At 29.8% G+C, this 13,249-nt stretch carries 11 protein-coding genes; 4 read left to right on the forward strand and 7 right to left on the reverse strand.

Going from position 1 to position 13,249, the window contains the following annotated elements; all coding sequences use genetic code 11:
• Positions 1-32: 32 nt before the first annotated feature.
• Positions 33-662 carry an HAD family hydrolase gene (locus MOV42_RS06095; protein ID WP_324172887.1) on the forward strand — a complete coding sequence of 210 codons (630 nt, stop codon included), beginning with the start codon at positions 33-35 and terminating at the stop codon, positions 660-662.
• Between the two features lie 47 nt (positions 663-709).
• Complete coding sequence (locus MOV42_RS06100) at positions 710-1,927, forward strand: hypothetical protein (RefSeq protein WP_324172888.1); 1,218 nt, start codon at positions 710-712, stop codon at positions 1,925-1,927.
• Between the two features lie 38 nt (positions 1,928-1,965).
• Here MOV42_RS06100 and MOV42_RS06105 read toward each other — a convergent pair whose 3' ends face one another.
• Together MOV42_RS06105 and MOV42_RS06110 are read right to left on the reverse strand one after the other, a co-directional pair.
• Complete coding sequence (locus MOV42_RS06105; RefSeq protein ID WP_324172889.1) at positions 1,966-4,740, reverse strand: methyl-accepting chemotaxis protein; 2,775 nt, start codon at positions 4,738-4,740, stop codon at positions 1,966-1,968.
• A 49-nt stretch (positions 4,741-4,789) separates the two neighbouring features.
• The gene (locus tag MOV42_RS06110) at positions 4,790-6,355 is read right to left on the reverse strand and encodes a GGDEF domain-containing phosphodiesterase (RefSeq protein WP_324172890.1); all 1,566 of its coding nucleotides are present in this window, start codon (positions 6,353-6,355) and stop codon (positions 4,790-4,792) included.
• A gap of 104 nt (positions 6,356-6,459) precedes the next feature.
• On the opposite strand from MOV42_RS06110, the gene MOV42_RS06115 reads away from it, so the two are divergent.
• Together MOV42_RS06115 and MOV42_RS06120 are read left to right on the forward strand one after the other, a co-directional pair.
• A complete protein-coding gene (locus MOV42_RS06115; protein WP_324172891.1) occupies positions 6,460-7,116 on the forward strand; it encodes a uracil-DNA glycosylase in 657 nt (218 codons plus the stop codon).
• Entirely contained in the window at positions 7,113-8,375 is a 1,263-nt protein-coding gene (locus MOV42_RS06120; protein ID WP_324172892.1) for a hypothetical protein, read from the forward strand. The genes MOV42_RS06115 and MOV42_RS06120 overlap by 4 nt, the downstream gene beginning before the upstream one ends.
• Here MOV42_RS06120 and MOV42_RS06125 read toward each other — a convergent pair.
• From MOV42_RS06125 to cysN, 5 genes are all read right to left on the reverse strand, one after another.
• Positions 8,361-8,738: a YbgC/FadM family acyl-CoA thioesterase gene (locus tag MOV42_RS06125; RefSeq protein ID WP_324172893.1), complete on the reverse strand. Its 378-nt coding sequence runs from the start codon at positions 8,736-8,738 to the stop codon at positions 8,361-8,363. The two genes, MOV42_RS06120 and MOV42_RS06125, sit on opposite strands and share 15 nt — an antisense overlap.
• A 70-nt stretch (positions 8,739-8,808) precedes the next feature.
• A complete protein-coding gene (gene cysK, locus MOV42_RS06130; protein ID WP_324172894.1) occupies positions 8,809-9,729 on the reverse strand; it encodes a cysteine synthase A in 921 nt (306 codons plus the stop codon).
• A 10-nt stretch (positions 9,730-9,739) separates the two neighbouring features.
• Positions 9,740-10,153, reverse strand: a complete 414-nt coding sequence (locus MOV42_RS06135; RefSeq protein WP_324172895.1) for an Rrf2 family transcriptional regulator — start codon at positions 10,151-10,153, stop codon at positions 9,740-9,742.
• Between the two features lie 67 nt (positions 10,154-10,220).
• On the reverse strand, positions 10,221-11,828 hold the full coding sequence (locus MOV42_RS06140; RefSeq protein ID WP_324172896.1) for a nitrite/sulfite reductase: 1,608 nt from the start codon (positions 11,826-11,828) through the stop codon (positions 10,221-10,223).
• 8 nt (positions 11,829-11,836) lie between these two features.
• Positions 11,837-13,249 (reverse strand): sulfate adenylyltransferase subunit CysN, encoded by a 1,413-nt coding sequence (gene cysN, locus MOV42_RS06145; RefSeq protein WP_324172897.1) that lies wholly within the window; start codon positions 13,247-13,249, stop codon positions 11,837-11,839.

Here is a 13,249-nt window from a genome sequence, read left to right on the forward strand (position 1 = left end):
AATAAACATAGTGCTTCTGAAGATACTATTAAATGAAAATAGTTATATTTGATATGGATGGGACACTTATAGACTCTAAAAAAGATATAACTATTTCTGTGAATTATATAAGAAACATGCACTATAATCTTGCTCCTTTAAGTGAGGAGTTTGTTGTTAAAGCAATTAATATGAGAGAAAGAAACCTACCAAAACTTTTTTATGAGACTGATATTTATCATGAAAGAGACAAAGATGTTTTTGAAATTCATTATGCTACTCAATGTACTAAAAACCCATATTTATATGATGGCATACTAGAGATGTTAAGTAGTCTTGTAAATTCAGGAGTAAAAATTTCCTTAGCCACAAATGCTCCAACTCCTTTTGCTTTAAGAATGTTAGAGCATTTAGGAGTAGATTATATGTTTGATGTAATTATTGGTGCTGATAAAGTTAGTACTTCAAAACCTGACCCAGAGATGATAAATGAAATACTGAATCATTATAATTTTGATAAAAATATAGATGAAGCATGGATGATAGGAGATAGTTCAAAAGATACAGATAGTGCCTTAAATGCTGGAATAAGTTCTATGTTTGTAACTTGGGGTTTTTCAAAAGAGTCAAAACATGAAGTGGTTGTGAGTGAACCAAAAGAAATTTTAGATATAGTTTTATAATAATTTATGATAAAATAACTCTAATTTTTAAAGTAAAGGGGTTTACGGTGTTTGATAACGATTTACTTTTAGCCTTCGGAGTTATGGCGATTTTATTTTTAAGACAAATTTCCATACTTAAACACCCAAACAAAATAAACTATGCACCTCTTATGATAGGTATAGGTGCTATTAGTAGTGTCGTTCATTTTATTATTCACCCTGATATTACTGATGTTATTTTACTTTTAAGAGAATCTTTTTTACCACTTCTTGTAGCCCTACTACTTTATATTGTTATGAATATATTACATCAAACACAACAGACACAAAGCGCAAGAGCGCAAGATAAATTTGCAAAAGTTATAACTACTCAAGTAAGTGAGCTTAAAGAGTTTATAACTGAGTTAGAATCAAGAATGATTTTATCTCAACAAGAAGATAGAAATGTACAAGTAGAAGTCCGTGAAAAATTCAAACAAGATATACAAGCATTAGATGCTATAAAAATAAATCAAAATAAATTTTTAGATAAGTTTGAGGAAATGGATTCTTGGCATCAAGGTGTTACAAAATCATTTGATAATTTTACAGATGTTCAGCTGCCAGAACTTGATAATGTTGTTCATAAGCATTTAGATATTTTAAGAGTTGCAGAACAAGACCATTACAATCAAGTTAAGTTGATTTTGGATAAAGCAGTTGATAGTAGGCATGATATTTCTGAAGATATGGAACAGTTAAAAGAAAGTCTAATAAGTATGAAGTCAATAGCAGATACAGTAGCACAGGCTATTGTTAAAAAAACGATAACAGAATTATCAGGTGTAACAAAAGCTTTTGAACAACAGCTAGGGTCTTTAAAGTCACATACAGAAGGTTTAAGTATAACTTTATATGAGAGTGAAAACAAATTAGGTTCTATTGGAGAGCAAAGTGAGTTGATTATGAAACAGATGATTTTATCATCTAAAAAAATGAATGATTTGGAATCTCAAAATAGTGGACTACATAATCTTTATACAACTATTAAAAGTCTAGTAAAAGAGGTTGAAGTCATAAAATCTGATTATGTGAAATCTCAATCACAACTTAGTTTGATTGCAAAAGAGTTAAATTCAACACAAGAACAACAAATAGTTTCTTTAATTCAAACTCTTAGTAAAAAAATAGATGATTCTTTGGAAAAACTACATGAACACTATCATATAGCATCTGATGATATAACTCAAAGCGTACAAATATTAACAAAAAAAGCCCAGCTAAAAAAAGGTTATTCTGATTAAGAATTTAAATCTTTTTTTAAGCTGAAAACGAAAGAATTTTAGTTAGTTTTAAACTCATCAAGCTGTGACTTTAGATCAGATGTCACCTTACTTAAATATGAAGAAGCTGTTGTCATTTCATCAATACTCTTTAAATTTTGAGAAGAAATATTATTTATATTGGATATATCACTAGCGATTTCAGAAGTTTCAACTGAAAGTTGTTCTGAATCTTTCATGATTTTTGAAGATGTATTCAACGCTTCTTGCATTATATTATTAGAATCATGTATAGCAGTCTCAACATCATTTGAAACATCAACAAGTTCTACAACTATCTTTGCATTTTTATTCATCTGTCCACTAGCATCTAAGATAGATTGAACTATCACGCTTATAGATGCATTTATTTCAAATAGTGATTTTTGTGTATTTTCAGCAAGTTTTCTAACTTCATCTGCAACTACAGCAAAACCTCGTCCATGTTCACCTGCACGAGCTGCTTCAATGGCAGCATTAAGAGCAAGTAAGTTCGTTTGATCTGCAATATCACCGATAACTGTTAAGACATCTTTAACATCTGTTGCATTTTTACTTAACTCTTCAAGTTTAGTAGCTAACTCTTGTTCTGTTTCACTAGTCTCATTAATTTGCTTGCTTAACTTTTCTATTTTAATATTGGCATCTACTAAGTTTGCACTTGCTTTTTCCATCTGTTTATAATTAGAACCTGCATCATCTACACTTTCGTGAAGACTTGAACTTATTTTTACAACATCAGTTGTGGCTTTTTGTACTACTTCACTCTCATGTGAGATATTGCCTTTAACACTTTCAATAGAACCATAAAGTTCTTCAGCAATAGAAACATTTTCCATACTGCCTTGTTTAACTAAATCAACTGTTATTTGAACTTTTTCAATAAACTTATTTATCTCTTTAGCCACATCACCAACTTCATCTTCAGAAGTAATTACAAGTCTTTTGGTTAAATCCCCATCTCCTGAGCTTAAATCTTTTGCAGTATTTAAAATACTAATTAGAGATTTGGTAATAAAAATAGAAATTATAAAAGCAAAAAATGCTGATATCAAAATTGAAATCAAACCAAAAATAATCAGCATTACTAAGTTACTTGATTCACTATCTATTATTTCATTTATATGACTTATTAAATCAACAGACAATTTATCTTCAATTTTTTTAAGTAAATTTATTTTTTTTGAAATTTTATCAAACCAAGCAGAAGCTTCAATTCCAAACCCACCAACCGTTGATGTATTTAAAGCAATATTTCTCATCTCTTGCACATCTTTGAAAACTTTTGAAGATACATGCTTATGATAAAATTTTAAAATATTTGCATTTGCATTTGCTTTAAAAGAGTCTAAATAAGTTGACTGTTGTGTTATAAGCTTCACGAACTCAACTTTCATATTATCTTCGAATTGATTTTTTGAGAATGCAGCTGCTAAGACAGCTCTTTCAATTCCTGCTTTTTCTTTTGACATTAAAAACGAATAGTAAGTGTTTAAATTTTTAGCATCTTTTGCTTTAGTTGTTGAGCTTATTAGCCTTGATGTTGCGTTTAACATTGCATTGTTTGATTGAGTGTAAAATAAGATAGCATCTTTTAGTGATATGCTTTGTATTTTCACATCTGTTCTTATTTTTTTCAAAGATTTCAGATTATTAAGTATTTTTTTAATAGACTTTTTGAAAAGTAATTCATTATTAGATGTATCTAAATTTTGTATTTTTAATTTGAATATTTTTATTTTATAGTCTGTTGATTTTCTTTGTTTTATTAAAACATCATCAAATTTTGCACCTTTACTAGCCAAGTATAGAGCTGTAATACCTCTTTCTTTTTGAGATTCATGTAGTACATTATTTAAAGAAATCAATATGTTTATTGATTTTTTAAACATTTTTGAACTTGGAGTGAACTGAGTGGTTATATAATCTTCAATTTTTTTAAGTTTAGTTATTTTGTTACTTATAGTATCAAACCAAAGTGAAGCATCTACATTAAAGCCTCCAATATTTTTAGAATTTAGTAAAACATCTCTCATCATTTGAACATCATCTATAACTTTACCACGCATTATATCTTCATAAAAAGTCACTTCTTTATCACTCTCTAATATTTTAAAACTTTTAATATAACTATTTTGTTCTGCTATAAGATTGTTAAACTTTATACGAGCAGATGAAGAGATGCTATCGCTTGAAAAGGCTGCAGCACCTACCGCCCTTTCAATTCCAGCTTTTTCCTTTGAATATAAAAAATTAACATAAGAGTTTAATTCTTTTACTATATCCGAGTCCTGTGAAAGCTTTGCTAATTCACCAATCGAATCTAAAAATAGAGTATTTGAATTTGTATAAAATGATATAGCTTTAGACTTATCTATAGACAAAGAATTTACTTGACTTCTAATATTTCCAATGCTATTTAAATTTAATAAAGCATTATTTAATTTACTTATATAAAGAGATGGCAATACACTTAAGTCTGAGACTTTTAAAAGTGATTTTAATTCTTGTAGTTTTACATCTGTAGATGCTATTTGAGTTTTAAGCGTTGAAGCAAATTTTTTTCCTCTTGAGCCAAGATACCCAGCAGTTGCACCTCTTTCTTTTTGTACTTCATGCACGAAAGAACTAACCTTAGTTGCAATTTCAACTGAAATAGCTAAAATACTTTCTTCTTGGATAATAGTTTTTTTATCTATAATATTTGAAGCAATTTGAAAAGTCAGAGCTAACGCAGGAATAATAAAAATCATAAATAACTTGATTCTTATACTTAAATTATTGATTTTGTTCACAATATATACCTTTATTACTAAATTAATATTAATTATGACTAAAGTTTTATTATTTAATGTTTAAAAGTGGCTCATCTATATAATAACCTTGAGAATAATCGATTTTCATCTCTTTTACCCTATCTAAAATCGTACTTGAATGAACATACTCAGCAATTGTCTTTATGCCTAACTTATTTGCAAAATCTACTATCGTTTCTACTACTAAAAGTGAATTTTTATTAATATCTATATCTTTTATAAGTGATCCATCAATTTTTAAATAATCAACTTTCATTCTAGTTAAGTAAGAAAAATTTGAGTAACCATCCCCAAAATCATCTATTGCTATTTTTGCGCCATATCTTTTTATCTCATTAATAAAGCGTGCTATTTTGTTGAAATCTTGTATGGCTTCTGATTCTACTATCTCAAATATTACTCTCTTTGAAGCACTACTTGATTTTAATTTATCAATAATAAAGTTAAAAATTCCACTATTCAAAATATCTTCCATTGATAAGTTGATACTAAATTCATACTTGTTCTCTTCAAATACCTCAAAAGCTTTTTCTATAATGGTTTTTGTTATATGATTATATACTTTAATGCGCTTTGTTATTGGGATAAATATTGTCGGTGACATGATTCTACCATTATCATCAATTAAACGAGCGAGGCACTCATACTTGGATATTTTAAGTGTTTTATTGTCTATAATAGGTTGAAAATATGGAACAATCTTAGAATCTTCTACAGCGCGTCTTACAACATTTGAAACACTTAAATTTTTTTCATATTCATTTTCAAAATTCATTCTATCTTCATAAATCCAAAATGGCATTCTGTTGTCTTTTGCATATTTTAGAGCCATGGAAACTTTTGAGAAAAGATTTTCTTGATTGTAGTTTGCACATGATGCAAGTGTTAAACTAACATTTATCTCATAATTTTGATAAATCACTAAAATATTACTAACTTTATCATATAGCTTAACAAGATACTTTTTCAAGTCATAAAAACCTAAGTCTTCTTTTAGATATAGAGTGAATTCTGTACCAGAAACTCTATATATTCTGTTATTTACATTTTGAATAAGATACTTTCCAACTTGCTCTATTATATAGTCACCAACCATGTAGCCGTAAAAATTATTTATAGTCGCAAAGTCATCTATTGCTATTGAAACAAGGGCATATTCTTCATTGTCATGTAAATCTTTTCTAAGTTGATACATATTTGGAAAACTAGTTAAATGATCTGTGAAATATCTACTTAGTAGTTGTCTCTTCACATTTTGTAAGTCTTGTGTTTTTTCATTATCTAAAAGTTGAATCTTTTGTAATATAACATCGCTTATATCTCCAGTATTAAAAATGTCATTTAAGCTATAAATAATTAAAGAAGTTTTAGTCTTATTATCATGTTTAAACATAACAATTTTTGCGTCTGAAAGTGTTTTTTGTAGCTCTAGCTTTAAATTTTGAACTAAAACTGTGTTGTGCATAAAAGAAGAAATATGGATAAGCAAATTTTTATAATTAAGTTCGCAAATAGCTCTAACGACGCTACCAACCTCGCTTGAAGAGCTTAATGAAAAACTATAAATATTTAAATTTTTATTTTTGTGATTCAAAGATATCCTTTTGTTGCGACATTCTAACATAAAATCATTATCAAAGTAGAATTTAATCACTCTTTAACTATACTCTCCAAACTAGTTAAAGCCCAAGGTAATAAATGAAGTCTTTTCAAAACTTACTACTTCTTCAAAATCTTTATCGCCAAAAAACTCTTGGATTTGAATACATAGATCCTTTTTCTGTAAATATAAAAACTTCAAATATAAAACCAAATACATTAAATGAACTTAATCAAAATATTTCTTCTTGTCATCTATGTGATTTAAGCAAATCAAGAAAACAAAGTATGGAAGGTTTTGGAAACCCAAATGCAAATCTCATGATAGTTGACTTTAGCGTTTCATTAAGTGAAGACTCTAGCAACTCATACTTTGTTGGTAATAGCGGTAATAGTTTAACAAACATGATAAATAATGTTTTAAAACTTGAAATCTCTGATATTTATTTTACACATGCCATAAAATGTAAACCATTAAATTCAAATACTCCATCTGCATCTGAATGGGATTCATGTAAATCTTATCTTTTTTCTCAAATAGAATTTATAAAACCAAAAATAATTGTTACTCTTGGTGAACAAAGTTACTATAAACTAACAAATGAAGACAAAGATTTCCAAAGTGTAAGAGGACATGTGATAGACTTCAAAAAGTATAAATTAATTCCAATATATCACCCTCAGCATCTACTGAGAAATCCTGAACTAAAAAAAATCACTTTAAATGATTTAAAAACTATAAAGAGTTGCCTATGAAAAAAAAACTGTTACTAACTATGTTGCTTCCTCTATCTCTATTTGCGCAGAGTTACCTAATATCAAATATTCCATTACCAAAAACATATATTCAGAACTTAGACCCTTATCCATGTGAAGAAAGTTGTATGCAAGAATATCTAGATAACGATATGATTTTTTCATTTCTCTCTCATGCTCAAACTAAACTTAATAATGAAGAGCAAGATGAAGTGAGAATGATGAATATTTCTATCTTAAACATTGGCTCACAAATTATAAATTATAAACTTCATATTGCTCTACTCTTACCATATAAAATTATAGGTAGATATGCTTCTTCAACAACAAATGCTTCATTTGCTTACCTCATATCTAAAAACCATTCTTTTGAGTTAAAGAGTTATAAAATACAAAGTGAAAGTGAAAAAGATATAAAAGAAGCTCTTTTAAAAATCAGTGCAGATGGTTTTAATTATGTAATTGCTCCCCTTACACGAAAAGGTGCGCAAACAGTTGCAGAAATAGATCCTGATATGAATATATTTTTTCCAACAATTAATAAAAAAGATATTAATACAACTTCTTCTTATTTAATTTATGGAGGCATAAATTATAAAGCACAAAGTGACTTACTACTTAAAGAAGCGGTTTCACCTTTAGTTGTCTTTTATGACCGTTCAAAAATAGGTAAAGAGTTAAGCATTTATGAAAAAAATAGATTTATATATGGTGTTTCAATGGACAACAACCTAAGTGTGGAAGAATCAAAAGCTCAAATACTAGATGCAAATAGAAGTGTTGTTAAGTTTTCTATACCAAAAAGGACTACAAATTTAGAGAGATATTTGAGTGAAAACGAAGATATTGTAGAAAGTTCATTTTTTATAAATACTCCTATTGTTAAAACAGGTATGATTATGTCGCAGCTAACACTTTATGATACGAATGCAACAAATATTTTGTCTACTCAAATCAACTATGATCCTCTTATCCTTTCAATAACCCAATATCAAGACAGAAAGAATATGATTATTGCAAATTCTATCACTAACAATAATAATATTTTTATAGAAAGTAACTCTCTTTTAGGAAATGACATTGTTTATGATTGGATTAACTATACGACTACTGTTGGGGTTGATTACTTTTTTTCTCTTGCTACAAGAGAAGACAGAGAATATAAAATAACTATAGAGGAAAATCAAATGATTTATCCTATTGAGCTGCTTAAACCTGCTAAATATAGGTTTATTAAATACAACTCAATCGAAGAGTGATATAACTAACTTTTTTGTGTCTTCATCTAGCTTTTGAGGTTTTCCATCAAATGTAATATATGCTAAAGTAATATCTAAATCAAAGATTTTTTCTGAATTTTTATATATTGTTTGTTGTATTACAAATGAAGCCGCTTTCATCTTCATTAGTTTATTTTGCACTTCTAATACATCGCCAAGTTTTGCACTTTTATAATACTGTGCTGTTAATTTTTTTGCAACAAAGTGACCATTTTCAAGCTGTGGTGTCATTCCTATTTTAAAAAACGCTTCACTTCTAGCTCTTTCACAAAAGTTAAGATAATTAGAATGATAAACTACACCACCAGTGTCAGTATCTTCATAATATACTCTAATTAGCATTTTCACACCCCTTATTCTTGGGCTTTAAGCCTTGTTGGATTATCGCTTGTGCCAAATATGTGCCATTATTTTATGAATAGAGGCTCGTACTTAAATATCTTTCACCTGTGTCACAAAGAATAGTAACTATTACTTTTCCTTTGTTTTGGGCTTTTGAGGCTACTTGCGTGGCAGCCCAAATATTTGCACCAGATGAGATACCTACAAGTAATCCATCTGTTTTAGCCAGTTCTCTTGACGATTCAAAAGCATCTTCATCATCTACTTTTATAATCTCATCGATAATCTTTGTATTTAAAATGCTTGGAATAAATCCTGCACCTATACCTTGTATCTTATGTGGTCCAGGCTTTTCTCCTGAAATAACAGGTGAACTTGATGGTTCAACTGCTATAACTTGAATCTCTGGATTATGCTCTTTTAGTACTTCACCAATACCTGTCATAGAACCACCAGTTCCAACTGCTGCAACTAAGATGTCAATTTTCCCGTCTGTATCTTTTAAAATCTCTAAAGCTGTCGTTTCTCTATGCATTTTAGGATTTGCAGGATTGTTAAACTGTTGAGGCATAAAAGTATTTTTCGTATTTTCATTTAACTCTGTTGCTCTGTCTATCGCACCTTTCATACCTTTTGCTGCTGGAGTTAAGTCTAGTTTCGCTCCTAAAGCACTAAGTAGTTGTCGTCTTTCAAGACTCATAGATTCTGGCATCGTTAAAAGAAGGTCAAGCCCTTTTGCTGCACAAACAGTAGCTAATCCTATCCCTGTATTTCCACTTGTAGGCTCTATAATTAAAGTACCTTCTTTTATATCTCCATTTTCGATACCTGCATTTATCATAGCTAAAGCAATTCTATCTTTAACAGAAGAAGATGGGTTTAAAAATTCACATTTACCCAAGATTGTAGCACCTGTTGTGTCTGATAGTTTATTTATTTTAATTAATGGTGTATTTCCAATTAACTCAGTTACATCTTTTGCAATATTCATTTTTTATCCTTCAAATATAATATGTGAAATTTTCAGAACTTTTTTGTAAAAATTCATCTAGTTCATTCAGGGTTAGTAAAAAAATCTCTTCTATTTTATTTTGAGAATCATCCCAAAATGGTTGAAGAAGAGAGTTTCTAGTTTTTATATCTGTTTGTGCAAAACTACTCTCAAGTGAGTTTAGAATTTCCAAAACAGTTATATTGTTGGCGTTTTTAGATAGTCTGTATCCACCACTAGCCCCTCGAATGCTCTCAACAATGCCACTCTTTTTCAAAGTAACAAGTATTTGTTCGAGGTAGTTTTGCGGAATATCGCCTTTGGATGCAATCTCTTTGATTTGTAAAAGCTTCTGTTCATTTTCTTTCGCTAAAATAACCATTGCTGTTAAACCATAGATGCCTTTAGTTGATACTATTGCCACATTAAAACCTTTTTCTTTAAATAACTGAAAAAATTATATCAAATTAAAAATATAATGTCAAGTAACTCTATCGATTTACTATAGAATAAACTGTAAACTCATCTCCTTCTATTAAATCTTTTAAAAACAATCCTAAATATTTTTTAGAACTTTTTATATATGCATCAATTATATTTGCAACTGTATGATTTACATTTTGTGGTGCAATTTTTAACTTCATCTTCTTTCCTAATGTTGATTTATTTCCCTCTAAGTTCCCACCTAAAACTAACTCGAATCCTGTGATAGTTTCTCCATGTTTATTTTTAAACTTCGTTCCAACTAGACCAATATCCACAATATCTGGATGCCCACATGAGTTTGGACAACCATTTAAAGATAGAGATACTCTCTCATCAAAGTCAGGGAACTCATTATTTAAATACTCTGCTAACTCAATAGCTTTGTCTTTTGTTTCTGTGACTCCAAATTTACAGTATTTTGAACCTGTACAAGATAGAGTTCTTGCTTTAAATGGGTTTGGATTAGCATCTATGTTTATGCTTAACAACTCTTTTGATAAATCCTCAGCATTCTCAGTTGGCACATCAGCAACAACAAAATTTTGCGTTGTTGTTGTTCTGATAGATGCTGCTCCATGCTTGTGTAAGATGTCTGCTAAAGAAGCTAATCCCACTGAGCCAATATATCCACCATTTACAGCACAACCAATATATGATTTACCATCTTGCTTAGAAGCATGAATACCAAAGTGTTCTCTTTTAGAATAAGGAGTATATTCTTGAATTAGATCACTTATAAAGTTAAAACCAAGACTTTTTTGTACTTCATCTTTAAACTTACTTAATCCCCAACTATTTATAAGATGACCAAGTCTAGCTTTTCTTCTACTCTGTCTAAGTCCTTTATCTCTGTAAAGGATAGAAACAGCTTTTAAAACATCTAAAACTTGTTCATCTTTTACATAGCCAAGATGCAAAGCAAACTGTTTATTAGAAGCCAATCCACCACCAGCACTTACATCAAATAAAACTTCGCCATTAGCTGTTAGTACTGCAGTAAAAGAAAGGTCTTGTATCTCATGTCCCATACAGTGTTTAGAACAGCCACTAATCCCAACCTTATATTTTCTCGGAAGATTAACTAGCTCTTTATTTCCATCAAGATATGCATTTAACTCTAACGCTAATGCACTAACATCATAGATTTCGCTTTTGTCGATGCTAGATACTGGACAAGTAGTGATATTTCTAGGAACATCACCTGCTGCATAAAGACTACTTAAACCAACGCTTTTTAATCTGAAAAAGATTTCAGGTAAGTCAGCAACTCTTATAAAGTGAAACTGTACCGCTTGTCTTGTTGTAAAGTTCGCAGTTCCTCTTGCAAACTCTTTAGAAATTCCAGATAAAACTTTTAACTGTTCTATATTTATAGATCCAAGAACAAGCTTAACTCTTAACATGAAGTAAAGAGTTTCATCCATCTCAGCTTGTAAATTTTTGTTTTGAGTGTAGAGTCCATACCATTTAAATCTATCTATGTCTTCTGGGTCTACCTCTTTGTTATAAATAGCATACTCATGTATATCTTTAAGTACATCTATTCCACTTTTTTCTTTTTTTATGCGCTCAACTCTTTGTGCAGGGTTCTCTTTTTTTGTTGCTTGTGTCATGTCATCTCCTACAAAATTTCTTTAGCTTCCCAATGAGGAAAGTGTTTTCTTACAAGAGCGTTAAACTCAACTTCAAACTCTGAATGCTCATGTATAACAGTTTTAGTGCTTGTATCAGACTTTTTAACAATCATTCCCGCACCAACAGTGTTGTTCGTGATTCTATCTATGATAATAAATGAACCCATTGCTTTTATATGCTCATATGCATCAAAGGCTATCTTTTGATTTAAAGATAGTTTTGCATGACCAATCTCATTTAAGTTGAGTAGTTTTGCACTTTGTTGCTCCAGTGTATTTACATCAGTTTTATGATAAAAAGACTCTATCGTTCCTGTTGTTACAGTTGAAGCTCTTTTTATAAAATACTGCTTGCCTTTAGTTAAAGGTTGCTCATCCATCCAAACTATGTTTACATCAAAGTCACTTGCTATATCAGGTTGTTCATCACTTTTTACTAAAATATCTCCACGAGAGATATCTATCTCATCATTTAGAGTAAGAGTAATAGCTTGTTGAGCATATGCATGTTCTAAATTTCCATCATAAGTTACGATCTCTTTAACTGTAGAACTTTTACCAGATGGAAGAACTGTTATAGAATCTCCAACACTGATAATTCCTGCTGCAATAGTCCCACAAAAACCTCTAAAATCAAGGTTAGGTCTATTTACATACTGAACAGGCATTCTAAAGTGAGTTAAATCTCTGTCTGATGAAATCTCAATATTTTCTATTGTATTCATCAAAGTCTCACCCTCATACCAAGGTGATTTAGAACTTCTGTTTACAACATTATCTCCATCTAGTGCAGATAAAGGTATAAAAGTAAGATCAGAAGTTAAACCTAACTCTTTTGCAAATTCTAAATAATCTGCAGTAATCTCTTCATATCTTTCTTTTGAAAAATCAACCAAATCCATTTTGTTAACAGCAATTACTAGATGCTTAATACCTAACATCTTTGTAATAAAAGAGTGTCTTCTAGTCTGTGTTTGAACACCATATCTAGCATCTATCAAGATAATAGCTAAGTCTGCTGTTGAAGCACCTGTCGCCATATTTCTAGTGTACTGCTCATGTCCGGGAGTATCTGCAATAATAAACTTTCTTTTATCAGTTGCAAAGTATCTGTAAGCAACATCAATAGTTATACCTTGCTCTCTTTCACTTTGCAATCCATCAACTAAAAGAGATAAGTCAAACTTTTCTCCAGTTGTACCACTTTTTTTACTATCTTTTTTTATAGATGCTAGTTGGTCTTCAAAAATCATTTTAGAATCATGTAATAGTCTTCCTATTAGAGTACTTTTTCCATCATCAACACTACCACAAGTTATAAATCTTAGTAGTTGTTTGTTTTCATGCTCTTTTAAATAACTCTGAATATCATCAGCTATTTTTTTATCTAATATTGACAT

The sequence above is a fragment of the Sulfurimonas sp. genome (genome assembly GCF_029027405.1).
Classification (GTDB): Bacteria; Campylobacterota; Campylobacteria; order Campylobacterales; family Sulfurimonadaceae; genus Sulfurimonas.